Source organism: Streptomyces sp. NPDC102274 (assembly GCF_044766385.1).
In the GTDB taxonomy this organism is placed as follows: Bacteria; Actinomycetota; Actinomycetes; order Streptomycetales; family Streptomycetaceae; genus Streptomyces.
In genome coordinates, this window is record NZ_JBIWLW010000013.1 from 84,117 (window position 1) to 109,124 (window position 25,008).

A 25,008-nucleotide genomic window follows, 5' to 3' on the forward strand; every position below is an offset into this window, starting at 1 on the left:
GGTTGACCCGGCCCGCGGCTGCCCGGAGGATCGCGCCATGAACGCCGAGGACCACACCGCGCCGGAATCCGACGACCCCCTGCGGGAGTTGCTCGACAGTACCGTCGACGGCGTGGTGCGCCGTTCTGCGGCCCGGGTGCCCGACCGCGTGGCCGTACGGTACGCGGACCGCACCTGGACCTACGCGGAGCTGGACACGGCCGTCTCCACCGCCGCCGCCGAGCTGCGCGGACACGGTCTCGCGGACGGCGACCGGGTGGCGTCGTACGGCCACAACTCGGACGTCTATCTGATCGCCTACCTCGCCTGCGCGCGGGCCGGGCTCGTCCACGTACCGGTCAATCAGCACCTCACCGGCGAGGACCTCGACTATCTCGTGAAGCAGTCGGGCAGCACGCTCGTGCTCGCGGATCCGGGCCTCGCCGCGCGAGTGCCCGGCGGCGTCCCGGTACGCGCGCTGCGTGACACCGACGACTCGCTGCTCGCGGCACTGGCCGCGCCGAGGCCGTACGAACGCGCCGGCGACCCCGGCGAGCTGTCCCAGCTGCTCTACACCTCGGGCACCACCGCGCTGCCCAAGGGCGCCATGATGACGCACCGCGCCCAAGTGCACGCGTACGCCAGCGCCATCACCGCCCTCGACCTGCGGGAGAGCGACCGGCCGGTCCACTCGCTGCCGCTCTACCACTCCGCCCAGATGCATGTCTTCCTGCTGCCGTATCTCGCGGTCGGCGCGGAGAACACGATCCTGGACGCACCCGACGCCGGGACGATCTTCGAACTCATCGGCGCGGGCCGTGCGGACAGTCTCTTCGCGCCGCCCACCGTGTGGATCGGCCTCTCGCGGCACCCCGAGTTCACCACGCGCGATCTGACCGCGCTGCGCAAGGCGTACTACGGTGCCTCGATCATGCCGGTGCCCGTACTGGAGCGGCTGCGCGCGCGGCTGCCCTCGCTCGCCTTCTACAACTGCTTCGGACAGAGCGAGATCGGCCCTCTCGCCACGGTCCTCGGACCCGACGAGCACGAGGGCCGGATGGACTCCTGCGGCAGGCCCGTCCGTCATGTCGAGGCACGGATCGTCGACGAGAGCGGCGAGGACGTTCCGGACGGGACGGCGGGCGAGGTCGTCTACCGGTCGCCACAGCTCTGCGCGGGGTACTGGGACAAGTCGGAGGAGACGGCGGAGGCGTTCCGCGACGGCTGGTTCCGCTCCGGGGATCTCGCCGTGCGGGACGCCGAGGGTTACTACACGGTGGTGGACCGGGTGAAGGACGTCATCAACTCCGGTGGGGTGCTGGTCGCGTCCCGGCAGGTCGAGGACGCTCTCTACACCCATCCCGGCGTCGCCGAGACCGCGGTCGTCGGAGTGCCCGACGACTGCTGGATCGAGGCCGTCACCGCCGTCGTCGTCCCGCGCGGCGAGGTCACCGAGGCCGAACTCCTCGCCCACGCCCGCGAGAAGCTCGCCCACTTCAAGGCCCCGAAGCGGATCGTGTTCGTGGCGGCGCTGCCGCGCAACGCCAGCGGGAAGATCCTCAAGCGCGAGCTGCGCGACCGCCTCGGCCGCTCCTGAGGCGCCGCCCGGGATCCGCTCAGTGGGATCTGAGGTCCACGATCCGCTTGATCTTGCCCACCGAGCGCTCCAGGGTCTCCGGATCCACGACCTCCACCGCCACCGAGACCCCCACCCCGTCCTTGACGGCCGCGGCGATCGCCCGCACCGCGTCCGCGCGCTGCGCGGAGGTCGCGTCCGCGCGGGCCTCGGCCCGTACCGTCAGCGCGTCCATCCGGCCGTCGCGGGTCAGCCGGAGCTGGAAGTGCGGGGCCACCCCCGGCGTACGCAGCACGATCTCCTCGATCTGGGTGGGGAAGAGGTTCACCCCGCGCAGGATCACCATGTCGTCCGACCGGCCCGTGATCTTCTCCATCCGGCGGAAGACCCGGGCCGTGCCGGGCAGCAGCCGGGTGAGATCCCGGGTCCGGTAGCGGATCACCGGCATCGCCTCCTTGGTGAGCGAGGTGAAGACCAACTCGCCCTCCGCACCGTCCGGCAGCACCTCCCCGGTGAACGGATCGACCACTTCCGGATAGAAGTGGTCCTCCCAGATGTGCAGGCCGTCCTTCGTCTCCACACACTCCTGGGCGACCCCCGGGCCCATCACCTCCGACAGCCCGTAGATGTCGACCGCGTCGATCGCGAACCGCTCCTCGATCTCGCGCCGCATCTCCTCAGTCCAGGGCTCGGCGCCGAAGATGCCCACCTGGAGGGAGGTCGTACGGGGGTCCACGCCCTGGCGCTCGAACTCGTCGAGCAGCGTCAGCATGTACGACGGCGTCACCATGATGATCTCGGGGCGGAAGTCCTGGATCAGCTGGACCTGCCGGGCGGTCATGCCCCCGGACGCCGGGATCACCGTGCAGCCGAGCCGCTCGGCGCCGTAGTGCGCGCCGAGTCCGCCGGTGAAGAGCCCGTAGCCGTACGCCACATGGACCTTGTGCCCGGGGCGGCCGCCCGCCGCCCGGATCGAGCGGGCCACCACATCGGCCCAGGTGTCCAGATCCCGCTGGGTGTACCCGACGACGGTCGGCCGGCCCGTGGTGCCGCTGGAGGCGTGGATGCGCCGTACCTCGGACTGGTCCACGGCGAACATCCCGAACGGATAGTTGTCCCGCAGTTCCGCCTTGGCGGTGAACGGGAAGCGCGCCAGATCGGCGAGCGAGCGGCAGTCCTCGGGACGCAGCCCCGCCCGGTCGAAGGCCAGCCGGTAGTGGCCGACGTTCTCGTAGGCGTGCCGCAGTGTGGCGCGCAGCCGTTCCAGTTGCAGTACGGCCAGCTCCTCGCGGCTGAGCTGTTCCGCCGCGTCCAGCTGAGGTGTCATGGGCGCTCTCCCGGTCCCTCGGACAGTGCGGTCATCCGATCGACCGATCATTCGGTTGATCGTCCCGGGATCAGTAATTCAGGAGTGCCGACGAGCGTCAAGAGCCGCGACGAGGCCCACGCGGGGTGATCGCGCGGGCGGCCGAGGAGCGCGGCGCACCGTACCGGGGCGGTGTGCTGCCTGCCTCGGCGGCCCTGGTGGGCGGCGAACCGCGGCTGGACGCACCGCACATGACGGCGCCGCGGCTTCGTCCGCGGGGCATGGCCCGGTGCCGCGGCGCGGCCTGTCCGGGACCGACGCCGGTCGATAGGGTGGCCCAGGGACGACGCAGCGGGAGGAGCAGGACGTGGCTGAGAGCACCACCACCCATAAGCCGCTTTCGGGCTGGGACAAGCCGGAACTCGATCTGAGCAACGCGGACTGGCAGTCGAGCAGCCGGGGTACGGGTGACGTCCAGATCGCCTTCGTCGAGGGGTTCATCGCGATGCGCAACAGCGGCCGGCCGGAGAGCCCGTCGCTGATCTTCAGCCCGGCCGAGTGGCGGGCCTTCGTGATCAACGCGCGCGAGGGGGAGTTCGACCTCACCTGACGGAACGGGCCGATGGAGTCGGCGGGGCCGAAGGAGCGTGTCCCGGCCGACCGGGCGTGGGCGGCCGGCTCCGGTGAAGTGAAGCGAACCCGTACCATGGTGGGATGTCCTTTCTCCGCCGCCGCAGCGCCGCCACACCCGCGGGCCCGGACTTCGATGTCCTGGCCATGGACCCGGGTGACTGGCCCGGCAATCTGGGGGCGGGGCTGCTGCCCGCGCCCGATGGCAGCTGCCAGGGTGTCTTCCTCCGGTACGACCTGTTCGGTGGCCGCGGCCCCGCGATGATCATCGGTAATCTGCCCGCGGGGTCACCCGCCCGCGAGCTGGCCGACGGGCAGATTCCGTTCGAGGTGGCGCAACTGCTGCTGGCGCTGGAGAACGAGGAGCCGGTCGAGGTGACCGGCACCGAGGACATCCCGGTGATGCAGGGGGACAACCTCCTGATCGTGCGCCGCCTCAAGCTCTCGGAGAGCCGGATCTCCTGTGTGCAGTTCGACCGCAGCGACGATGTGCTGGTGACCATCGCCAGCTGGGACCGGCCCATCACGGACGATCTCTACGCGCTGCTGAAGCCGCTGCCCGCGGAGCTGTTCCAGCAGGGCTGACTCAGGGGCACAGCGGGGCTGAGTCAGGGGCACAGCGGGGCTGAGTCAGGGGCTCGGCAGGGCTGAGCCAGGAGCCGATCGCTCCCGCGCGGCGTGGATCATGGCCCTTTTCCGGCCGTGTTCTCACCGGCGGAAGCGAATTTGTCATGTCCCTTGCCATTTCAGTCATCGGACTTTTACCGTGCCTGCCATGACCCCTGGGATGAGCCGCAGAACCACGATCAAGTCCGCGCTTGGGGTAACGGGCGCACTGACGCTGGGCATTCCGGCAATATCCGGAGCCGCAGCCGCCGTTAACCCCTCCGATGAATTGACGCTCAGGTATCACACCCCCGCCGCCGACTGGGAGCGCGAGTCACTGCCCATCGGCAGTGGTGCGCTCGGTGCGAGCGTGTTCGGCACCCTCGCCACCGAGCGCCTCACTCTCAACGAGAAGACCCTGTGGACCGGCGGCCCCGGGGCCGCCGGCGGATACGACCACGGCAACTGGACCCAGCCCCGGCCCGGAATCCTCGCCTCCGTACAGCGACGCCTCGACACCGAGGGCAAGCTCACGCCGGAAGTCGTCGCCGCCGAACTCGGCCAGCCGAAACACGGTTTCGGCGCGTACCAGGTACTGGGCGATCTGGAACTGGCCGTACCGGGCGCCCCTTCGGCCCCCGACGGCTCCTACCGCCGTACCCTCGACCTCGCGTCCGCGCTCGCCGCCGTCACGTACACCCACCAAGGCGTCGCGTACACACGGGAGTTCTTCGCCTCCTACCCCGGCAAGGCCATCGTCGGCCGGTTCTCCGCCAACCAGCCGGGAAAGATCGGCTTCACCCTGCGCTACACCTCGCCGCGCGCCGACTTCACCGCCACGGCGAGCGGCGACCGGCTCACCGTCAGGGGCGCGCTCCAGGACAACGGGATGCGGTTCGAGACCCAGATCCGGGTACGGACCGACGGCGGCCGGGTCACCGCGGGGAACGGCACCCTCACGGTCACCGGTGCCAACAGCGCCTGGTTCGTCCTCGCCGCCGGTACGGACTACGCCGACACCTATCCGCGCTACCGGGGCGCCGACCCGCACGGAGCTGTCACCGGCGCGGTCGACGCGGCCGTCGGCCGCTCGTATGATGCCCTGCGCACCGCCCATGTGAACGACCACGGCGCGCTCTTCGGCCGGGTCTCCCTCGACATCGGCCAGCAACTCCCCGACCTGCCCACCAACCAGCTGCTGACCCAGTACACGGGGGGCTCCGGCGCCGCCGACCGGGCGCTCGAAGCGCTGTTCTTCCAGTACGGCCGCTACCTGCTCATCGCCTCCTCGCGGGCCGGCTCCCTGCCCGCGAACCTCCAGGGCGTGTGGAACAACGTCACCAACCCGCCCTGGTCGGCCGACTATCACGTCAACATCAACCTCCAGATGAACTACTGGCTCGCCGAGGTCACCAACCTTGCCGAGACCACGGCTCCGTACGACCGTTATGTCGAGGCGATGCGCGCGCCCGGCCGGGTGAGCGCGCGGGAGATCTTCGGCTCGGCCGGCTGGGTCGTACAGAACGAGACCAACCCGTTCGGCTTCACGGGCGTGCACAACTGGGCGACCTCGTTCTGGTTCCCGGAGGCCGCGGCCTGGCTCACCCAGCAGCTCTACGACCACTACCGGTTCAACGGCTCCACCGACTATCTGCGCTCCACCGCCTACCCGGTGATGAAGGAGGCCGCGGAGTTCTGGCTCGCCAATCTCCGCACCGACCCGCGCGACGGGAAGCTCGTCGTCACGCCCAGCTACTCACCGGAGCACGGGGACTTCACGGCGGGCGCGGCGATGTCCCAGCAGATCGTGCACGATCTGTTCACCAACACCCTGGAGGCCGCCAGGACCCTGGGGGACGCACCCGACTTCCGTACCCGGCTGGAGACCGCCCTCGCCAGCCTCGACCCCGGGCTCCGTATCGGCTCCTGGGGCCAGCTCCAGGAGTGGAAGACCGATGTCGACAGCCGGACCGACGACCACCGTCATGTGTCGCATCTCTTCGGGCTCCACCCGGGCCGGCAGATCGTCGCGGGCAGCACATGGGCGGAGGCGGCCAAGGTCTCACTGACCGCGCGCGGCGACGGCGGGACCGGCTGGAGCAAGGCATGGAAGATCAACTTCTGGGCGCGGCTGCGGGACGGCAACCACGCCCACAAGATGCTCTCGGAGCAGCTCAAGAGCTCCACCCTGCCCAACCTCTGGGACACCCACCCGCCCTTCCAGATCGACGGTAACTTCGGCGCCACCTCGGGGGTCGCCGAGATGCTGGTCCAGAGCCAGCACGGCCCGATCGAGATCCTGCCCGCCCTGCCCGCCTCCTGGCCGAACGGCCGGGTGACAGGCCTGCGGGCGCGCGGCGGCGTCACGCTCGACATCAGCTGGAGCGGCGGCAGGGCGAGCCGGATCACGCTGCGCGCGAGCCGTACGACGAACCTGACCCTGCGCAGCACACTGCTGCCCGGCGGCGAGCGGATCTTCCGGGCGACGGCGGGACAGACGTACGAGTTCACCCCGTAACGAGGACCTGTCCGAGTGGCTCGGCGCCGCGCTCGGGGGCCGGCCGCCCGACCCGATCTGTGGTCGGCGCGGCTGGGGCCCTGTCGGGAGCGGCCCCGGGCCATGCGGCTCCGCGATCGTATTCGTCGGCTCCCATGACCCACAGGAATCGAACGGTCACCGGGTGGCAGCGGGCCAGGACACCGTCAGGGAACCGAACCGTCTCCGGAAGGTGCGGGCACCGCGGCGGGCGCGCGTTCGTTTTCCCGTGTTGGACAGGACGACGACAGCGCCCGACCATGGAGGAGTACAACGAGAGCGCATGTTTCCGAGGTGCGTCGCCATGAAAAGGATCTCTCTCGGCTCTACCGGCCTCCAGGTCTCCCGCATCGCCATCGGCGTTCTGGTCTACAGCCCACTCGCCAGCGGTCTTCTCACCGGCCGCTTCGACGAGAGCACGACGTTCGAGGAGAGCGACTGGCGAAGCGAGTCCGCGGCGTTCACCGGGGACGCTCTGAAGCGCAATCCGGCAGTCGTGCGGCGGCTGGCGGAGTTCGCCCAGGAGCGCGGGATCACGGTCGCGCGGCTGGCCGTCGCCTGGGTGCTCGCACGGCCCGGCGTGCACGTGGCCATCGTCGGCGCGCGCGGCAGCGCCAACATCAAGGCGAGCGCCGCGGCCGTCGACGTCGAGCTGAGCGCCGAGGATCTCGCGCGCATCGACGACCTCACGGCCGATGCCGTCTCCATCGAGGGCGCCACACCCGAGGGTGTGATGTGATCCCGCGAGGTGAACCGTCCCTCCTGCGGAACCGGGCGGAATCGCGCAAGATGGGATGCACGACTGAAGGCCCGTACGCGGCCGTCCGCCCGACCGCCGGACCTTCATCGAGCGAAGGGACAGCATGGACAGCAATGGTCTGAACCCCGACGTCCTGCGCGAACTGCGAGCGCTGCGCACCTTTCCGGCCGTTTCCCTGACAATGCCCACGCACCGGCGCGAGCCCCACCACGAGCAGGACGGGGTACGGCTGCGCAATCTGCTCGCCGAGGCGGGACGCCGGCTGGAGGCCGAGCCGGATCTGGACAAGCGGTCACGCGCCGCCGTCAGAGGCCAGCTCGACAAGGCCGTCGCCGAGGTCGATCTGCGCCACCTGCTCGACGGCCTGCTGCTGCTCGCCGACGCCGGGGAGTTCCGGGTCTGGTATCTGCCGCGCGAGGTGCCCGAGCGCGTCGTCCTCTCCGACACCTATCTGACCCGGAATCTCGTGGCGGCGACCGCGCAGTCACGGCCGTTCTGGGTGCTGGCGATCGCCGCCGACCGCGCGACGCTCTGGAGCGGATCCGGTGAGTCGCTGCGCGAACACCGCGAGAACGGTTTTCCCATGACGCCTCCCGAGGAGACCTGGGACGTCGAACGCGAGGAACGGATCGGTGACACCCCGAGCACCTTCACCGACGAGGAGACCCGCCGTTTCCTCCGGTCCGTCGACGAGACCATGGGCGCGGTGCTGGCGCGCCGCCCCCGCCCGCTCCATCTCGTCGGCCTCGCCCCCGCGCTCGCCCTGCTGGAGGAGGCGGGCAACGCCACCCATACGGCCGTCGGACGGCTGGTCAAGGGCGGTCTGACGGACGGACCCGCCCCCGTCCTGCTGAAGGAACTCCGGCCCGTGGTCGAGGAGTACGCGCGCCGTGAGAAGGCCGACGTACTGACCCGGCTGGACGACGCCAAGGGCCGGCGCACCTTCGCCGCCGGGCTCGACGAGGTCTGGGAATCGGTGCGCGAGAAGCGGGCCGACCTGGTCGCGCTCGAAGAGCACTACCGCCGTACGGTCCGCGTCAGCGACAGCCATCTGATCCCGGTCGACGACGAGTCCACCGCAGAGCCCGACGTACGCGAGGACATCGTCGACGAGCTCGTCGAAGCGGCTCTGGACGGCGGCGCCGAGGTGGTGTTCCTCCCGGACGACACGCTCGCCGTCCACGACCGGATCGCCGCCGTCCTGCGCTACTGACTACTCGGTGCCGCGACCGCCCCGCGTACCCGGACAGACATATGCCGGGCGTCACCGGCTCCCCCCGCGGCCGGCGACGCCCGGCATCCCCCTGCCGGTTCGGTATCAGCGCGCCGGACGCACCTCCACATCGGTCGCCTTCACATAGGCGACCCGGTGCCCGAACTGGATCTCGTAGTACGTGTCCTCGCCCCGCACCACCCGGTGTCCGGCGGTGTCGAAGGCCGGCGCGAAGAAGTACTCGCTCGGTGCCTGGGCGCCCACCACATAGCGCTGGCCGGCGAGCAGCTTGTAGGGAAACGCCGAGACCGGCTGGACCGGAATCCCCTCCGGATAGGCCACGGCCTCCGGATAGGCCCGTCCGTACACCGGGATCTCCGCCAGCCCGGCCTTCGGCGTCAGCACCGACGCCTTGGCGCCCACGGCGGTCGGCTTCTTACGCGGGTTGTGGAACCACGCCTTCTGGCCGAGGTACCAGATCGCCGTCCAGTCGCCCTCGCGCCCGGCGACCGCGTACTGCTGGCCGGTCGAGGCACGGGCGCCCAGGTCATTGACGTCGATCGTGGAGTCCTTGCCGTCGGGCCGCAGCCCGATGTCCTTCACCAGCGGAGCGTCCGCGGCCGGGGCGGTGTGCAGCCGCACGGCGCCCGAGCCGTGCGGGGCGCAGGCCTGGCCCGCCTTCTCACAGCCGGTGTACGACGGCTGGTTGGCCGCGTAGTCCGGACGGATGGTGACCACGGACGCGTTCGCCCCCGCGGTCGCCCTGAACGGCTTGCCGAGCAGCTGGAAGTAGTGCGCCCAGTCCCAGTAGGGGCCCGGGTCGGTGTGCATCCCGGAGATCAACGCGGTGGTCGTGCCGGGCACATTGTCGTGGCCCAGGATGTGTTGACGGTCCAGCGGGATGTCGAACTTCTTCGCCAGATACCCGACCAGCCGGGCGGAGGTGCGGTACATCGCCTCCGTGTACCAGGCGTCCGGCGCGGCGAGGAAGCCCTCGTGTTCCAGACCCACGGACTTGGAGTTGGTGTACCAGTTGCCCGCGTGCCAGCCGACATCCTTGGTCGCCACATGCTGGGCGATATGCCCGTCGGACGAGCGCAACGTGTAGTTCCACGACACATATTTCGGGTCCTGGATCAGCTTGAGGGTGGTGTCCCAGGAGCCCTCGGTGTCATGAATGATGATGTAGTCGACCGACCCGGACTTCGGCCGGTCGGCCTTGTCGTGGTTGCCGTAGTCGCCCTCGCCGAACTCCGCGTACGGCGCCGGGATCCACTCGCAGGCGACCGTGCGGGGGCACTCGGCCCGCCCCGCGTCGGCCGTGCGCAGACCGAGCCGCGCCGTCTGTGAGGTGTCGGGGGAGACCTGGGGGGCCGCGCGCAGCGCCACCCGCTGGCCGCTGTCCGTCGTACGCCCCTCGCCGTTCCTGATCACGTCGTACACATCATTGGCGTAGGTCGCGGCCGTCGCGGAGTCGTCCGCCCCGGAGAACCGGGCCACCGCCCCGTACCAGTCGGCCGGATCGCCGCTCAGCGGCTGTCCCAGCTCCCGCTGGGCCGCGGCCAGCAGCGCCGCGCCACCCCGGACATTGGCGGCGGGGCTCCGCCGCAGCTCCTTGGCGGGCAGCCCGGTCAGCTCGGCGGCGCGGTCCAGGGTGCGCAGCCGGGCGGGCAGTTCGGAGGTTCTGGGCAACGGGGTCTCGGCGACGGTCTTCACCGCGCGCGAGCTGTCCCCGCGCGGGTCCTCCGTACCCTCCGAGTGGTGCGGCGCGTCGGCGAGCGCCGTCCTGGCGTCGGTCAGATGCATCGGGCCGTAGCCGCCGGTGACGCTCGGGGCTCCGCTGTGCGTGTCCCAGCGGGACTGGAGGTAGGAGACACCGAGCAGCACGCTCTGCGGCACCTGGTACCGCGCGGCGGCGGCGGCGAACTCACGCTGCAACGCACCGGATCCCGGCTGTTCCGCGGTGGCGGAGGGAGTGGCCGAGACCAGGGGCAGCAGCAGCGCGGCGGATGCCACGACACCCCCCGCTCGCAGCACGCGACCACGCGGGAATCTCGGTCGTGGGGGGACGGAACCTTGCAATGCAGCCTCCAGTGACGGGTGGTGCGAGAAGGGGCTCGCCGGGCCGACTGGACTACAGGGGTATCGGCTTCCGGACGATCCGTCAATCATCAGGCATGGAGGGGATTTCGACGGGGATTTCGCACGTCAGCATGGGTGTCACGGAGTTTCGCGGCGGTGGTGCCCGGGCCTGCGGCGCGTCAGTGGAATGGACCAATGATCAGATATCCGCCGCTGGGAACGGCCGGGAACGGCTGGGAGAGGCAGGGAGCGGCCGGATACGGCCCGGGAGTCACGCCGGACGCGCCGCGCGCCCCGTGGGTCTGTCTGCACGGGGCGCACGGCGCTGTTCGTTCTCACTCGGTACGGCCGGCCGGATCAGCGGGTCCCGACCGCCGCGCGTACGGCCCGCCGTGCCATCGCGCAGTCGTCGTGCAGCCGACGCAGCAGCAGCCGCTGCTCCTCTCCCGGCGTCAGACCGCTCTGCTGCGCGGGCGGCGACGGGCGGGCGGACGGGCCCGTACCGGGTGACGGCGTCTCACGCAGCGCGCGCTGCACCGCCGTCTCGTACATCCGGATCTCCCGGGTCAGTACGAGCATCAGATTGACCAGGAACGCGTCGCGCGCGACCGGTCCATCGGTCTGCGCGAGCTGACTGATGCGGCGGCGCGCCAGCGGGGCGTCCCCGAGCACCGCCCACAGCGTCGCCAGATCGTAGCCCGGCAGATACCAGCCCGCGTGCTCCCAGTCGACGAGCACCGGACCCGCCGGGGACAGCAGGATGTTGGAGAGCAGGGCGTCACCATGACAGAACTCCATGCCCTGTCTGGCGCCGGCCAGACCGTGCAGCAGCTTCCGCAGATCGCCCAGGTCCCGGTCGGTGAACAGCCCCAGCTCGTGATAGCGGGCGATCCGCGACGCGTAGTCGAGCGGCTTGTCGAACAGACCGGCCGGGGGCCGCCAGGTGTTCAGCCTGGAGATCGCGCCGAGTGCGGCCCGCAGATCGGCGCGGGGCGGCGCCTCCACCGGATGGCGGGTCAGCGCGGCGGCCCGTCCGGGCATCCGCTCGATCACCAGCGCGCAGTTCTCGGGGTCCGCGGCGATCAGCCGGGGTACCCGCACCGGCGGCCGGTGCCGGACGAAGGAGCGATAAGCGGCTATTTCGTGCCTGAACCGTTCGGTCCAGACCGGGGAGTGGTCCAGGAGGCACTTGGCGACCGCGTTGGCGCGCCCGGTGGTTCCGATGAGCAGAACGGAGCGCCCGCTGTGCCGCAGCACCTGCACGGGGTTGAACTCCGGGCAGACCCGGTGCACCGCCGTGATCGCCATGCGCAGCTGCGCGCCCTGGGGGCCGGACAAGTCGATTCTCCCGCTGAGCGGTTGGGTGACCGTCCCCGTCCTGAGCCGCGGCCGCCCCGCATGTGTGGGGTCCAGATATGGGCCGCTGCCAGGGGTGACCGTACGCTGCGACCGGGGCGGGGCGGACACGGAGGACGATGCTGTGTACATGGGCGATACAGATCCCTTCGTGTGCCGACGAATTACTCGCGCCTCCCGCCCGGCGGCCGTGAAGCACCCTGGGGAGTACGTCCGGCTGCCGGGCGGGATGGCGCGTTCCTACCCGACACCGTCGACCCCCTGGCACACGAGCTGGCGAAGCCTGGCGAACCGTGGCGAATAGTCGCCACGCGTCTGACAGGCGGTTACTGTCAACTCAGCCGAGAACCTGGGGGCTTGACGTGAGCGGAGAACCCAACACCCGTCTGTCGGATCTGTTCGGCCTGGCCGGCTGGTCCAAGGGCGAACTCGCGCGGCTGGTGAACCGGCAGGCGGCGGCCATGGGCCACCCCCAGCTGGCCACCGACACCTCGCGGGTGAGGCGTTGGATCGACATGGGGGAGACCCCGCGCGATCCCGTGCCGAGAGTGCTGGTAGCCCTGTTCACCGAGCGGCTCGGTCGTGTCGTGACCATCGAGGACCTCGGGTTCGTACGGAGCGGGCGCGCGGGGAAACGACGGGACGCCGGGAACGCGGACAACCCCGACGCCCTCCCCTGGGCGCCCGACCGGACGGCCGCGGTCCTCACCGAATTCACGGGAATGGACCTCATGCTCAACCGTCGCGGCTTGGTGGGCGCGGGTGCCGCGCTCACCGCAGGCTCAGCACTCACCAGCGCCATGCATGACTGGCTGCACTCCGACCCCGGACTCTCGTCCGATGCCCCCCGGATCGACGATCCCCTGCACGTGGACCCCGCCGGGTTCGACCGTTACGAGGCCGCCCCCATCGGGTCGCAGGAGATCGAGGCCCTGGAGCGCTCCGTCGAGGTGTTCCGCGCCTGGGACGCCGCCCGTGGCGGCGGACTCCAGCGCAAGGCGGTGGTGGGCCAGCTCAACGAGGTGGGCGGCATGCTCGCCTACCGTCACCCCGACCATCTCCAGCGGCGCCTCTGGGGCGTCGCCGCCAACCTCGCCGTGCTCGCCGGCTGGATGTCCCACGACATCGGTCTCGAACCCACGGCCCAGAAGTACTTCGTGATCGCCACTCACGCGGCGCGCGAGGGCGGCGACCGGCCCCGCGCGGGCGAGGCCCTGTCCAGGGCCGCTCGTCAGATGGTCCACCTCGGCAGGCCCGACGAGGCACTCGACCTGATGAAGCTCGCGGATTCGGGCTCGGGCGAGGAGGCTCTGCCCCGCACCCGCGCCATGCTGCGCACCATCGAGGCATGGGCGCACGCGTCCCTGGGCCGCGGCCAGGCCATGCGCCGCACCCTGGGTGAGGCGGAGGAACTCTTCGGCGCGGACGAGCAGGACGTCCCGTCGCCCTGCTGGATGCAGATGTTCGACGAGGCCGATCTCCACGGCATGGAGGCCCTGGCCTTCCGTACCCTCGCCGACCACGAGCCCGCGGCGGCGATCCCCGCGCAGCAGCACGCCAGGCGCGCGCTGGAGCTGCGCGGCAACGACCGGCAGCGCTCCAAGATCTTCGACTACATCTCGCTGGCGTCCGCCTGCTTCATCGCCGACGATCCCGAACAGGCCGACCGCTACGCGCGGCTGGCGCTGGTGTCGATGGGGGAGACCTCCTCGCACCGCACCTGGGACCGACTGCGGGAGATGTACCGGCTCACCGGTCAGTACGCGGGGTACGAGAGGATCGACGATCTGCGCGAGGAGCTGAAGCTGGCCATGCCCAAGGGGCCGGCGAAGCGGACGGGGAAGGCGGATGTCTAGAGCCCCTCTTCCGGGACCCGCTCTTCCGGGACACCCCCTCGCGGGCCGGCCGGGGATCTTCCGTCAGCCGGGGATCCTGATAACCATCAGACAGGCGGCGTCCGCACGTTCGGCCCTGTCGGACTCCTCGACGATCAACTGAGCACACTCACGCGCGGAGCGGGTACCGGCCACCCGGGGCGCCAGTTCGACGAGGTGCTCGCGTGCCGGCCCGTCGCTGTGCAGCACCAGCAGATCCCCGGGCCGCAGCTGGACTTCGGCCTGCTCGTACACGGCCCCCGAGGTCGCCCCGAGCAGTACGCCGTCCGGCGGCGTGAGCGCGTGCCCCGTCCCGTCGCGGAACAGCAGCGGGGCGGGGTGGCCCGCCTGCGCCCAGGAGAGGATCCGGGTCTCCGGGTCGTAGCGGGAGCAGAGCGCGCTGCCCAGCGCGGGCTGTTCCGAGGACTCCAGCAGCTGGTTGAGATGGCCGAGCAGGGCCCCGGGCGCGATGCCGGCCACGGCCATTCCGCGCAGCGCCCCCAGCAGCATCGCCATCGAGGAGGCCCCGGCCACACCGCGGCCGGTCAGCTCGCCGATGGTCAACAGCGACTCCCCGCAGGGAAGTTCAAGAGCGTCGAACCAGTGACCACCGGTCGCCGGGTGCGCCGCGGCGGGGAGCCTGCGGGCGGCCAGGTCCAGCGCGTCGGGCCCGCTCCTCGGCCCATACGAGGAGCCGTGCCAGGCGGGGAGAACCGCCTCGTGCAACTCGGCCACCAGCCGGTGTTCGGTCCGCGCGAGATGGTGTTCGCGCCGGAGGGAGTCACGGGAGTCGCGTACGGACTGCTCGCCGTGGCGCAGCGCGCTGACGTCACGCAGCACCGCCCACATGGAGGCGGTGCAGCCATCGGTGTCGAGGACGGGCTCGCCCATCATGTGCAGCGTACGGACCCCGCTGTCGGCCCCGACGATCCTGAACTCGCCGTCGATGGGCTTCCCGTCGATCAGACAGTCCGTCACCATCGCGGTGAGCAGCGCTTGGTCGTCGGGGAACACCAGGGACGGCAGTTCGTCGAGCGACAGCGGCCCGCTCTCCGGCTCGCGCCCGAGGATCCGGAACAGTTCGTCCGACCAACTGATCTCGTCGGTCAGGAGGTTCCACTCCCCGCTGCCCACCCGGCCGAGCGGCGACTCCGAGCCGTCCTGGGCGGGGTCCTGGCCCGGGGAAGCGTCCCGCGCCGGACGGTCCGGCGCGTCTTCCGTGTCCGGCGTGCCTGCCTTGAGCTGGTCCAAGTGGGAGCCCAGATGGTCCAGTTGACGTATCGCCAGATCGCAGAGTGCGCGCTGCCAGCGCCAGAGCGTGTTGCCGTCGTCGACCTCGGTGTCCCGGCGTACGGCGTCCACGTCACCGCGCAGCCGGCGGGTCCGGGTGATGAGCGCGTCCACCGTTCCCGGCTCGGCGGGCTGCGGGACGGGGCGGTCCGCGAACAGAGGGGACGGCATCTCGTACTCCGATACGGGGTGGCACGGGCTGTCGGTGGGGGGACCGCTACGACTGTCGCACAGGCGCCGGAGGCACGTAAGGCGTTTGGCAACACTCGGGTCGATCATGCCTTTGGCATATGCCGCAGGCTGTGCTTCTCGCATTCATGCACCCTCGGCGGACCGGCCTTTCGCCGTACGCCTCGCCGACGCCTTCGCCCGGACAGGACCTAGGTGACCGGCATACGGTGGAGCGCCACCAGCAGCCGCCAGATCCGTGCCGCGATGCCCTCCGGCGTGTCCTCGATCAGCCCGTGCAGCCAGTCCGCCAGCACTCCGGCGAAGGCGGCGGCCACCGCCGACGCGATCAGCTCGGGGGCGGGCGCCCCGGCCAGGGTCCGCTCGACGCGGCTGCGCTCCCGCAGTTCGCGGTGGAGCAACTCGCCGAGCGGGCCGCTCCCTCCCGGGCGCAGCAGCGTCCGGTAGAGCGCGGCATGCGGAGTGAGACCGGTGAAGAAAGAGGTCAGCGCGGGAGGAGGGACGCGTGGATCGGGGGCGCCGCGCCAGGCGTGCAGAGCGTCCACCGCGTCCCGTACCACCTCCGCGCAGGCGTCGACCGCCAGCGTCCGCAGGTCGGGGTAGTGCAGATAGAACGTGGCCCTGCCCATCCCGGCGCGGCGCACCAGAGCGGCGACTCCGACCTCCTCGAACGGGCGCTCCGCGCAGGCGTCGAGCAGGGCCTGCCGGAGCCTGGCCCGGGTTCTCGCCGTGCGGGGATCGCCCGTCGGCCCGCTCGCGGCCGGTCCCGCCGGTACGCCGGTCATCCCGCCGCCAGCACCGCGGCCAGGGTGACCGCGCCCGGCAGCGCCTGCACGAGCAGGATGCGCCTGTTCGCGGTGGCCCCGCCGTACACACCGGCGACGACCACGCAGATCAGGAAGAAGATCTGTACGCGGTACCCCGTCGGGTCCGAGGCGATCAGCCCCCATATCAGCCCGGCGGCCAGGAAGCCGTTGTAGAGACCCTGGTTGGCGGCGAGGGGCGCGGTCGCGCGGGCCATGTCGGCGTCGAATCCGGACAGTTCGCGGCCCGGCTTCCGCTCCCACAGGAACATCTCCAGCACCATCACATAGACGTGGAACACGGCCACCAGGCCGACCAGGACATTCGCGGCAGTCTGCATGATCGGGATCTCCTGTGACTCGGTTGGACAGGTGTCCATAAATCATAGACACCTGTCCAGGATGGCCTTCGGGCGGGGGTGCCGGTGGCCTTCGGGCGGGGACCGGTGGCTATGACAGCCGGAAGGCGTCGGCCAGCGCGTCCATCTGGGCCGTCAGCAGGGTGCTCGCCCGGTGTCCCATCCCTCCATACAGGCCGGACACCTCCAGGCTCACGGTGCCGTGCAGTTGGGACCAGGTCAGAACGGTCCCGGCGAGCGCCGCGCCCGCTCCCGCCGCCGGTGCGGCGTTGCCGGTGTGCTCCGTCAGCCAGTCGCGCACCGCGCCGTCGCCCCTGACCCACGCGTCCATCTCGGCGACGACCGGCCGTACCGCGTCGGTGGGTTCGGCGCCTGCGAACACCTTCAGGAACGGGCCGAGCGTGGCCCGCGCGCGCAGCAGGGTGTCGGGCGGTGCCGCGTACCCGGGGACCGGTGTCCCCTGGATCAGCAGATAGCGGTGGGGCTCGGCGACGGCCCAGTCGCGGTACGCGCCGGCCAGCACATGCAGGACGGCGCGGGCGCTCCCGGGCGGCGTGCCGGCCGCCGCGCGTTCCATGATCCGCGCCGCGTCGTCGTACGCGTCCCGGATCAGTGCGCTGAGCAGATCGTCGCGGCCGGCGAAGTACCGGTACAGCGCGGGCCCCGAGAGCCCCATCTCCTTGGCGATCCGGGTCAGCGCCACGGCCGGCACGCCGCCCTCGGCGAGCTGCTGGAGTGCCGCCGACTTGATCTCCGCGCGGGTCTGTTCGCGGTAGCGCGCCCGGGGGGTCTGTGCGGCGTCGGCCATGGCGTCCTCCTGTGTGCGTGACGGTGCCTCGTGGAGGTTACAGACCGTAGCTCCATGGAATCGGGCCCGGACCGGGACTCTTGTGATTCTCCATCGCGAGAGTTATGGTCTCTAACAGAAGTGAGAGCATGAAGCTTCGGTGGAGCCGCACGCTACTCCTCGAACCCCGTATTCCGAACGTCGAACTCCGAACTCCGAACGAGAGGGACTCGTCATGTCCGCTGCTGAACGCGACCTGCACACCGTGCTGGGGGCCGGCCCCGCCGGCACCACCCTCGCCGTCGAACTCGCCCGCCGCGGCCATCCCGTACGGCTGGTGGACCGCGCCGGGACGGGGGACCCCCTTGAAGGCGTGGAGCGGTTCGCGGCCGACGTGTCGACCCCGGAAGGGGGCCCGGCCGCGGTGGACGGCGCCGCCGTCGTGTATCACTGCGTGAACGTCGCCTATCACCTCCAGGTCGAGGTGATGCCGCGGATCCAGCGGGCGGTACTGGGCGCGGTGGAGACCACCGGCGCGCGCCTGGTGGTGCTGGACACCCTCTACCCGTACGGCGAGACGCATGGCGAGGTCATGACCGAGGACACGCCCTGGCGGACGATGTCGCGCAAGGGCCGGATGCGGGCGCGGCTCGACGAGGACTATCTCGCCGCGCACCGTGAGGGGCGGGTCCGCGCGGTGCTCGCCCGGTCGGCCGACTTCGTCGGTCCCGGCGTGCTCAACTCGACGCTGGGCGGGGCCGCCTTCCCGGCCGCCCTGACGGGGGGTGAGGTACTCGCCATGGGCGATATCGACTTGCCTCACAGCTATACGAACATCGGCGATGTGGCGACCGGACTGGCCACGCTCGGCGAGCGCCCGGAGGGCGACGGACGCGTCTGGCATCTGCCCACCGCGCCCGCCGTCACCACCCGCGAGATCCACGCGATGATCGAGCGGCGGGTGGGTGGCGCGCTCAAGACGGTCGTGCTCGACCGGCCGCGCCCCTTCGGGCCGTTCGACGAGATCTTCATGCGGGAGTACGAGGAGATGTTCTACCAGCACACCGAGGCGCAGATCGTGGACTCGTCGGCCTTCGAGCGGACGTTCGGGATCCGGCCCACCCCGCTGTCCGAGACCGTGGACACCACGCTGGACTGGTACCGCGGCCTGCTCGCCCGGTAGCCGGCACCGGTCCCGGGCCGGACGGCGGGCCGGGGCGGCGGGTCTTGGGGCGGGCCATGGGGCGGGCCGCGTACCGGGACACGTACCGCGGCAAGCCGAAGCCCCCGGGCGAAGCGTGTCCCGGGGGCTCGGCCAGCATTCCCCGCTGGGGGCGCTTGGAGTTAACGCGGCACAGTCTGGCACCGCGGGCGATCAGGCACGGGCAGGCCGCGCCGTGATCACCGGACGGCCTTCACGATCACCAGATGGCCTCCACCCATTCCGGGTGGTCGATGAACGGGTTGCGGTTGTGCTGGTACTGGTCGTAGATGACCTGGTTGCGGCGCTGCTCGAAGGCGTCCGGCGGGTCCTCGTCGTTCCACTGCTTGAGTACGGACAGCTTCCCCATCGCGGGGCTCGATCCGTTGTTGACCCGCTCGTTGGGTTCGAGATCGGGCCACGAGTCGTCGCCCTCGTACCGTACGGCCATGTACAGGATCATCCGGGCGACATCACCCTTCACCGCGTCGCGCGGCTCGAAGGAGTCGGAGTCCGTGTAGTTGCCGGGCGCGCCGGAGACCGCGCTGCCGCCGTTGTCGAAGTCCTTGTTCCCGCGTATGGAGTTGACGCGGACGTCCTCCGGGCGCAGATGGTGGACATCGGTGCCGGGGCCGGTCGCCTCGCCGAAGTCGCCGTGGGACTTGGCCCAGACGTGCTCGCGGTTCCACTGACCCGTGTTGCCGCCGTTGCTCGTCTTGGAGATGGACTTGCCGGTGTACAGCTCGATCACGTTCGACGAGTTCGCGGGGTCCTGGTCCGTGGCCTGGAGCGCCGTCCAGACCTGGGCGTAGGTGATCTTCGTCTGATTCTTGATGATCGAGTGCAGCGACGACTTGAGCGCGGTGCCGGTCTTGCCGATCGCGCCCTGGTAGTACGTGTCGTCGAGCGCGGCGGTGGCTGTGACGGTGACCGTGCGGGCCGGCGCGGTCTCCTGGGAGGCGATCGCGGGTGCGGCGGCCGCGGTGGTGGCGAGCACCGCGGTGGCGGCACAAAGAGCCAACAGCGTGCGTCGGGTGGGACGTTGACGACGGGACATGGCGGAGCTGTCCTCTCCGGCGGGACCACCGCTGCGCACGGCCACAGGGTGGGGGCGGTGCGGCGCGTGGTCGTGAAGTAACGGTTCAGCGGGAGCCTTCCACAGGGCATGTGGCCTCGCGTGAACGCCTCGTGTCGGTCATGTGCAGGTCAAGCTCGCCGTGCCCGTTCGGCGCCGGGGTGCCCGGTTGTGGAGGGTCTGCGTTCATATGGATGGGCGGTGGACATAAATCTGGTCAACTTTGGTCCATACCAGCTTCTTGACGACCCCTCGTCCCCTCCCTTAAATCAAGTATTGAAATAAGCGTCCGGGGCGGCTCTCCCCGAAGCTCCCCGACGTTGTGATGTCATGCGCATGACCCCCCACCCGAAGTGATGTGATGACTGTGCGAATCCCCATGGGACGCCGAATGGCGCTCTACGCGCTCGCTCTTCTCTGCTGTTCCAGCCTGGCGGCGGCTGTCCCCGCCACCGCGGCCCCCGCACCCGAACCACCGACCGCCGCGGCCGGGGCGGCGGCGGTCACGTTCTCCGACGACTTCAACGGCGCCGCGGGATCCGCCGTCGACGGCGGCAAGTGGCAGATCGAGACCGGCGACAACGTCAACAACCACGAACGGCAGTACTACACGGCGGGCAACAACAACGCCGCCCTCGACGGCCAGGGCAACCTGGTCATCACCGCGCGCAAGGACAACCCCGGCAACTACCAGTGCTGGTACGGCCGGTGCGAGTACACCTCGGCCCGGCTCAACACGTCCGGCAAGTTCACCTCGACCTACGGACGGGTCGAGGCCCGCATGAAGGTCCCGCGCGGACAGGGCATGTGGCCCGCGTTCTGGATGCTCGGGAACGACATCGGCAACGTCGGCTGGCCCAACAGCGGTGAGATCGACATCATGGAGAACGTCGGCTTCGAGCCCAGCACGGTCCACGGCACCCTGCACGGCCCCGGCTACTCCGGCTCGGGCGGCATCGGCGCCGGCTACACCCTGCCGAACGGACAGGCGTTCGCCGACGCGTTCCACACCTTCGCCATCGACTGGTCGCCCAACTCCATCACCTGGAGCGTCGACGGCAACGTCTACCAGACGCGCACCCCCGCCGATCTCGGCGGCCGCAGCTGGGTGTTCAACAAGCCCTTCTTCATCATCCTGAACCTCGCGGTCGGCGGCTACTGGCCCGGCGACCCCAACAGCAGCACCCCGTTCCCGTCCCAGCTCGTCGTCGACTACGTGCGCGTCAGCACGAACGACGGCGGTTCCGGCACCGGGGGCACGATCACCGGACTCGGCGGCAAGTGCATGGACGTGGCGTCCGCCAGCTCCGCCAACGGCACGCCCGTACAGCTCTACGACTGCAACGGCTCGGCCGCCCAGCGGTGGACCGTCGCCTCCGACGGCTCGCTCCGCGCGCTCGGCAAGTGCCTGGACGTGAAGGACAACAGCACGGCGGACGGTGCGCAGCTCCAGCTGTGGGACTGCGGCGGCGGCGCCAATCAGCGCTGGGCGGTCCCGGACGCCCGCGACATCGTGAACATCCAGGCCAACAAATGCATTGACGCGACCGGCAACAGCTCCGCCAACGGCACCCGGCTGCAGATCTGGACCTGCACGGGCGCCGCGAACCAGAAGTGGACGGTGAACCGCGCATGACGACGGTACGCACGCTCCGCAAGCCCCTCAGATCCCTCGCCCCGCTGGCCGCGCTGCCCCTCGTGATCGGCGCGTCGCTCATCACCGCCCCCACCCCCGCCACCGCGGCGGTCGCCGCCGTCGGCACGATCACGGGCCTGGGCGGCAAGTGCGTGGACGTGGCGTCCGGCAGCTCCGCGAACGGCGCGGCCGTACAGCTCTACGACTGCAACGGCTCGGCCGCCCAGCAGTGGGATGTCGCCTCCGACGGCTCGATCAGGGCCCTCGGGAAGTGCGTCGACGTCAAGGACAACAGCACCACGAACGGCGCGCAGCTCCAGCTCTGGGACTGCACGGGAGCCGCCAATCAGAAGTGGACCGTCTCCGCGGCCCGCGACATCGTGAACACCCAGGCGGACAAGTGCCTGGATGTGACCGGCAACAGCTCCGCCAACGGCACCCGGCTGCAGATCTGGACCTGCACCGGAGCGGCCAACCAGAAGTGGACCGCGCCGTCGGGCGGCGGCAACCCCGGCCCCAGCGGACCCATGGCGGTCGCGCCCTATATCTACAACGGCTGGGGCAGCCCGCCGAACCCGACCACCGTCATGAACGCGACCGGCGTGAAGTGGTTCACCCTGGCGTTCGTGCTCAGCAACGGCTACTGCAACCCCCAGTGGGACGGCGGACGGCCGCTGACCGGTGGGGTGGACCAGCAGACCATCAACACCGTGCGCGGCGCGGGCGGCGATGTCATCCCGTCCTTCGGCGGCTGGAGCGGCAACAAGCTGGAGAGCTCCTGCTCCAGCGCGGGTGAGCTGGCCGCGGCCTACCAGAAGGTCATCAACGCGTACGGCCTCAAGGCGATCGACATCGACATCGAGGCGGCCGCGTACGACAGCCCCACCGTGCAGCAGCGCACCGTGGACGCGCTCAAGACCATCAAGGCCAACAACCCCGGCATCAAGGTCTATGTCACCTTCGGCACCGGCCAGAACGGTCCGGACACCAGCCTGATCAACCGCGCTGCCGCCGCCGGTCTCACCGTCGACAGCTGGACGATCATGCCGTTCAACTTCGGCGGCGCCGGACAGAACATGGGCACGCTCACCACCCGCGCAGCCGAGGGCCTCAAGAACGCGGTCAAGAACGCGTACGGGTACAGCGACGACCAGACGTACCGCAGCATCGGCATCTCGTCGATGAACGGCATCACCGACAACAACGAGACGGTGACCGTCGCGGACTTCCGCACCATCCTCGCCTACGCGCAGCAGCACCACCTGGCCCGGCTGACCTTCTGGTCGGTCAACCGCGACCGGCCCTGCACCGGCGGCGGAGCCGACACCTGCTCCGGGGTGAGCCAGCAGGCGTGGGACTTCACCCGCGTCTTCGCCCAGTACGCCGGCTGACCGGGCGAGGAGCCTCCATGAACCGACACCCGTACGGCGGCGGACAGCCCCGCCGTCGGCTCTTCCCGCTCACCCTGCTGCTGACCGTGGTGGCCCTCTGCGCCTCCCTGATCGGCCTGCCCCAGCAGGAGGCCGCCGCGGGCACCACCGCGGCGGCGGCGCTGCCCACCGGCTGGACCACGATCAGCAACAAGGGCAACGGCAAGTGCGTGGACGCCCGCGCCGCGGCGACCGGCAACGGCACCGCGGTGCAGCAGTACGCCTGCAACGGCAGCCTCGCGCAGAACTGGTCCCTCACGGAGACCGGCGCCGGCTACGTCAGGGCGGGCAACCGCAACGCCGACAGCCAGGTCTGGGACGTCACCGACGTCTCGGCCGCCGACGCCGCCACGATCCAGCTCTGGACGTACAGCGGAGGCAACAACCAGCAGTGGCTGCCGGTGGCGGAGGCCGACGGCGCCTACCACTTCGTCAACCGCAACAGCGGCAAGTGCCTCGACGTACCGAGCGCCTCGACCGCCGACAGCGTCCAGCTCCAGCAGTACACCTGCAACGGATCCGCCGCCCAGTCCTTCCGGGTCCAGGCCGCCGATCCGCCGGCACCCCCCGGCACCCCGGATCTCGGTCCCAACGTCGTCGTCTTCGATCCGTCGATGTCGGCCTCCTCGATCCAGAACCGGGTGAACGCGACCTTCCAGCAGCAGGAGACCAATCAGTTCGGCGCCCAGCGCGCGGCCTTCCTGTTCAAACCGGGCACCTACGACGCCGATGTGAATGTCGGCTTCTACACCCAGGTGGCCGGCCTCGGGCTCTCGCCGGACGACGTCAATATCCGTGGCGCCGTCCATGTCGAGGCCGACTGGTTCCCGCCGCAGAACGCCACGCACAACTTCTGGCGCAGCGCCGAGAACCTCTCCGTCACCCCCACCACCGGCACCGACCGCTGGGCCGTCTCGCAGGCCGCCCCGTACCGCCGGATGCATGTCCGCGGCAACCTCGCGCTGGACGACGGCGGCTGGGCCAGCGGCGGATTCATGGCCGACTCGAAGGTGGACGGCCAGGTCAGGTCCGGTTCTCAGCAGCAGTGGCTGTCCCGGAACACCGAATGGGGCAGCTGGACGGGGTCCAACTGGAACATGGTGTTCGTCGGCGCCCAGAACGCGCCCGCGAACAGCTTCCCCAACCCGCCCTACACCACGGTCGACCAGACGCCGCAGGTGCGGGAGAAGCCCTTCCTGTACGTGGACTCGGTCGGCGCCTACCAGGTGTTCGTGCCCGCGCTGCGCGCCAACTCGAAGGGAACGACCTGGTCGGGCGGTGCTCCGGCGGGTACGTCGCTCCCGCTGGACCAGTTCTACATCGCCAAGCCCGGCGCGACGGCCGCGGACATGAACGCCGCGCTGGCGGCGGGCAAGAACCTGCTCGTCACCCCCGGCGTCTACCACCTCAACCAGACGCTGCGGATCACCCGTCCCGACACCGTCGTCCTCGGGCTCGGCCTCGCCACCCTCATCCCGGACAACGGCATCACCGCGGTGTCGGTCGCCGATGTGGACGGCGTCAAGGTGGCGGGTCTGCTCATCGACGCCGGGACGGTCAACTCCCAGCGGCTGATGGAGGTCGGCGCCGACGGCTCGAACGTGAGCCACGCCGCCAACCCCACCTCGCTGCACGATGTGTTCTTCCGCATCGGCGGCGCGGGCGTCGGCAAGGCGACCACCAGCCTGGTCGTCAACAGCCGCAATGTGATCGGCGACCATATGTGGATCTGGCGCGCGGATCACGGCAGCGGGGTCGGCTGGAACACCAACACGGCGGACACCGGTCTGGTCGTGAACGGCGCCGATGTCACGATGTACGGCCTGTTCGTCGAGCACTATCAGAAGCATCAGACGATCTGGAACGGCAACGGCGGCAGAACGTACTTCTACCAGAACGAGATGCCGTACGACCCGCCCAACCAGGCGGCCTGGATGAACGGCGCCACACAGGGATACGCCGCCTACAAGGTGGCCGACTCGGTGACCAGCCATCAGGCGTACGGCCTCGGCAGCTACTGCTTCTTCAACGTCAACAACAGCGTGACCGCGGAGCACGCGTTCGAAGTGCCCAATAACGCCAATGTCCGCTTCCGCAACATGGTGACGGTGTCGCTGGGCGGTACGGGCACCATCCGGCATGTCATCAACGACAGGGGAGGCCCGTCGAACTCGGCCACCAATGTGGCCAATCTCGTCAGCTATCCCTGATCGGGAAGACCAGGTCCAGGTCCTGACCTGACCTACGGACGGACCGACGAGGAGGAACACCCCGGGCGCCGACGCGACATGAGGCTGCCCGGGGTGTTCCTGTTCCTGTC

The 25,008-nt window shown here is 70.3% G+C and carries 19 protein-coding genes; 11 read left to right on the forward strand and 8 right to left on the reverse strand.

The window, feature by feature from the left end; translation table 11 throughout:
* The first annotated feature begins 37 nt into the window (after positions 1–37).
* Positions 38–1,576, forward strand: coding sequence for a fatty acyl-CoA synthetase (locus ACIRQP_RS19585; protein ID WP_403891402.1), 1,539 nt, complete (start codon positions 38–40; stop codon positions 1,574–1,576).
* A 19-nt stretch (positions 1,577–1,595) separates the two neighbouring features.
* On the opposite strand, the gene paaK is transcribed toward ACIRQP_RS19585, so the two are convergent.
* Positions 1,596–2,882, reverse strand: coding sequence for a phenylacetate--CoA ligase PaaK (gene paaK, locus ACIRQP_RS19590; RefSeq protein WP_403891405.1), 1,287 nt, complete (start codon positions 2,880–2,882; stop codon positions 1,596–1,598).
* A gap of 346 nt (positions 2,883–3,228) precedes the next feature.
* On the opposite strand from paaK, the gene ACIRQP_RS19595 reads away from it, so the two are divergent.
* From ACIRQP_RS19595 to ACIRQP_RS19615, 5 genes are all read left to right on the forward strand, one after another.
* On the forward strand, positions 3,229–3,471 hold the full coding sequence (locus ACIRQP_RS19595; RefSeq protein WP_403891408.1) for a DUF397 domain-containing protein: 243 nt from the start codon (positions 3,229–3,231) through the stop codon (positions 3,469–3,471).
* 104 nt (positions 3,472–3,575) lie between these two features.
* Positions 3,576–4,076, forward strand: a complete 501-nt coding sequence (locus ACIRQP_RS19600) for a hypothetical protein (RefSeq protein WP_403891411.1) — start codon at positions 3,576–3,578, stop codon at positions 4,074–4,076.
* Positions 4,077–4,266: 190 nt separating this feature from the next.
* A complete protein-coding gene (locus ACIRQP_RS19605; protein WP_403891414.1) occupies positions 4,267–6,615 on the forward strand; it encodes a glycosyl hydrolase family 95 catalytic domain-containing protein in 2,349 nt (782 codons plus the stop codon).
* Positions 6,616–6,937: 322 nt separating this feature from the next.
* Positions 6,938–7,372, forward strand: a complete 435-nt coding sequence (locus ACIRQP_RS19610; protein ID WP_403891417.1) for an aldo/keto reductase — start codon at positions 6,938–6,940, stop codon at positions 7,370–7,372.
* Positions 7,373–7,496: 124 nt separating this feature from the next.
* Positions 7,497–8,606, forward strand: a complete 1,110-nt coding sequence (locus ACIRQP_RS19615; RefSeq protein ID WP_403891420.1) for a chemotaxis protein — start codon at positions 7,497–7,499, stop codon at positions 8,604–8,606.
* Positions 8,607–8,711: 105 nt separating this feature from the next.
* Here ACIRQP_RS19615 and ACIRQP_RS19620 read toward each other — a convergent pair whose 3' ends face one another.
* Both ACIRQP_RS19620 and ACIRQP_RS19625 read right to left on the reverse strand, forming a co-directional pair.
* Entirely contained in the window at positions 8,712–10,688 is a 1,977-nt protein-coding gene (locus ACIRQP_RS19620; RefSeq protein ID WP_403891422.1) for an N-acetylmuramoyl-L-alanine amidase, read from the reverse strand.
* 357 nt (positions 10,689–11,045) lie between these two features.
* The gene (locus ACIRQP_RS19625; RefSeq protein ID WP_403891425.1) at positions 11,046–12,176 is read right to left on the reverse strand and encodes an aminoglycoside phosphotransferase family protein; all 1,131 of its coding nucleotides are present in this window, start codon (positions 12,174–12,176) and stop codon (positions 11,046–11,048) included.
* A gap of 230 nt (positions 12,177–12,406) precedes the next feature.
* Here ACIRQP_RS19625 and ACIRQP_RS19630 point away from each other — a divergent pair, with 230 nt between their 5' ends.
* Complete coding sequence (locus ACIRQP_RS19630; RefSeq protein ID WP_403891427.1) at positions 12,407–13,900, forward strand: hypothetical protein; 1,494 nt, start codon at positions 12,407–12,409, stop codon at positions 13,898–13,900.
* Positions 13,901–13,963: 63 nt separating this feature from the next.
* On the opposite strand, the gene ACIRQP_RS19635 is transcribed toward ACIRQP_RS19630, so the two are convergent.
* The 4 genes from ACIRQP_RS19635 to ACIRQP_RS19650 form a co-directional block, all read right to left on the reverse strand.
* Positions 13,964–15,379: a PP2C family protein-serine/threonine phosphatase gene (locus ACIRQP_RS19635; protein WP_403891430.1), complete on the reverse strand. Its 1,416-nt coding sequence runs from the start codon at positions 15,377–15,379 to the stop codon at positions 13,964–13,966.
* 209 nt (positions 15,380–15,588) lie between these two features.
* Entirely contained in the window at positions 15,589–16,182 is a 594-nt protein-coding gene (locus ACIRQP_RS19640) for a TetR/AcrR family transcriptional regulator (protein WP_403891433.1), read from the reverse strand.
* Entirely contained in the window at positions 16,179–16,541 is a 363-nt protein-coding gene (locus ACIRQP_RS19645) for a DUF1304 domain-containing protein (RefSeq protein WP_403891436.1), read from the reverse strand. The genes ACIRQP_RS19640 and ACIRQP_RS19645 overlap by 4 nt, the downstream gene beginning before the upstream one ends.
* 109 nt (positions 16,542–16,650) lie before the next feature.
* On the reverse strand, positions 16,651–17,367 hold the full coding sequence (locus ACIRQP_RS19650; RefSeq protein ID WP_403891439.1) for a TetR/AcrR family transcriptional regulator: 717 nt from the start codon (positions 17,365–17,367) through the stop codon (positions 16,651–16,653).
* 214 nt (positions 17,368–17,581) lie between these two features.
* On the opposite strand from ACIRQP_RS19650, the gene ACIRQP_RS19655 reads away from it, so the two are divergent.
* On the forward strand, positions 17,582–18,529 hold the full coding sequence (locus ACIRQP_RS19655) for an NAD-dependent epimerase/dehydratase family protein (RefSeq protein WP_403891442.1): 948 nt from the start codon (positions 17,582–17,584) through the stop codon (positions 18,527–18,529).
* 238 nt (positions 18,530–18,767) lie between these two features.
* Here ACIRQP_RS19655 and ACIRQP_RS19660 read toward each other — a convergent pair whose 3' ends face one another.
* Positions 18,768–19,604, reverse strand: a complete 837-nt coding sequence (locus ACIRQP_RS19660) for an endonuclease I family protein (RefSeq protein WP_403891445.1) — start codon at positions 19,602–19,604, stop codon at positions 18,768–18,770.
* 397 nt (positions 19,605–20,001) lie between these two features.
* On the opposite strand from ACIRQP_RS19660, the gene ACIRQP_RS19665 reads away from it, so the two are divergent.
* From ACIRQP_RS19665 to ACIRQP_RS19675, 3 genes are read left to right on the forward strand one after another with little or no spacing between them, the layout of a single operon-like run.
* Positions 20,002–21,258 carry a family 16 glycosylhydrolase gene (locus ACIRQP_RS19665; protein ID WP_403891448.1) on the forward strand — a complete coding sequence of 419 codons (1,257 nt, stop codon included), beginning with the start codon at positions 20,002–20,004 and terminating at the stop codon, positions 21,256–21,258.
* Positions 21,255–22,649: a ricin-type beta-trefoil lectin domain protein gene (locus ACIRQP_RS19670; protein ID WP_403891451.1), complete on the forward strand. Its 1,395-nt coding sequence runs from the start codon at positions 21,255–21,257 to the stop codon at positions 22,647–22,649. Before ACIRQP_RS19665 ends, ACIRQP_RS19670 begins: the two co-directional genes overlap by 4 nt.
* Before the next feature lie 17 nt (positions 22,650–22,666).
* Positions 22,667–24,898, forward strand: coding sequence for an RICIN domain-containing protein (locus ACIRQP_RS19675; protein WP_403891454.1), 2,232 nt, complete (start codon positions 22,667–22,669; stop codon positions 24,896–24,898).
* The last annotated feature ends 110 nt before the right edge of the window (positions 24,899–25,008 follow it).

Bases quoted from the DNA above. Each gene is read 5' to 3' on its own strand.
- ACIRQP_RS19585 (WP_403891402.1), top strand. From the start codon at position 38: ATGAACGCCGAGGACCACACCGCGCCGGAATCCGACGACCCCCTGCGG.
- paaK (WP_403891405.1), bottom strand. From the start codon at position 2,882: ATGACACCTCAGCTGGACGCGGCGGAACAGCTCAGCCGCGAGGAGCTG.
- ACIRQP_RS19600 (WP_403891411.1), top strand. From the start codon at position 3,576: ATGTCCTTTCTCCGCCGCCGCAGCGCCGCCACACCCGCGGGCCCGGAC.
- ACIRQP_RS19605 (WP_403891414.1), top strand. From the start codon at position 4,267: ATGACCCCTGGGATGAGCCGCAGAACCACGATCAAGTCCGCGCTTGGG.
- ACIRQP_RS19610 (WP_403891417.1), top strand. From the start codon at position 6,938: ATGAAAAGGATCTCTCTCGGCTCTACCGGCCTCCAGGTCTCCCGCATC.
- ACIRQP_RS19615 (WP_403891420.1), top strand. From the start codon at position 7,497: ATGGACAGCAATGGTCTGAACCCCGACGTCCTGCGCGAACTGCGAGCG.
- ACIRQP_RS19625 (WP_403891425.1), bottom strand. From the start codon at position 12,176: ATGTACACAGCATCGTCCTCCGTGTCCGCCCCGCCCCGGTCGCAGCGT.
- ACIRQP_RS19635 (WP_403891430.1), bottom strand. From the start codon at position 15,379: ATGCCGTCCCCTCTGTTCGCGGACCGCCCCGTCCCGCAGCCCGCCGAG.
- ACIRQP_RS19640 (WP_403891433.1), bottom strand. From the start codon at position 16,182: ATGACCGGCGTACCGGCGGGACCGGCCGCGAGCGGGCCGACGGGCGAT.
- ACIRQP_RS19645 (WP_403891436.1), bottom strand. From the start codon at position 16,541: ATGCAGACTGCCGCGAATGTCCTGGTCGGCCTGGTGGCCGTGTTCCAC.
- ACIRQP_RS19650 (WP_403891439.1), bottom strand. From the start codon at position 17,367: ATGGCCGACGCCGCACAGACCCCCCGGGCGCGCTACCGCGAACAGACC.
- ACIRQP_RS19655 (WP_403891442.1), top strand. From the start codon at position 17,582: ATGTCCGCTGCTGAACGCGACCTGCACACCGTGCTGGGGGCCGGCCCC.
- ACIRQP_RS19660 (WP_403891445.1), bottom strand. From the start codon at position 19,604: ATGTCCCGTCGTCAACGTCCCACCCGACGCACGCTGTTGGCTCTTTGT.
- ACIRQP_RS19665 (WP_403891448.1), top strand. From the start codon at position 20,002: ATGGGACGCCGAATGGCGCTCTACGCGCTCGCTCTTCTCTGCTGTTCC.
- ACIRQP_RS19670 (WP_403891451.1), top strand. From the start codon at position 21,255: ATGACGACGGTACGCACGCTCCGCAAGCCCCTCAGATCCCTCGCCCCG.
- ACIRQP_RS19675 (WP_403891454.1), top strand. From the start codon at position 22,667: ATGAACCGACACCCGTACGGCGGCGGACAGCCCCGCCGTCGGCTCTTC.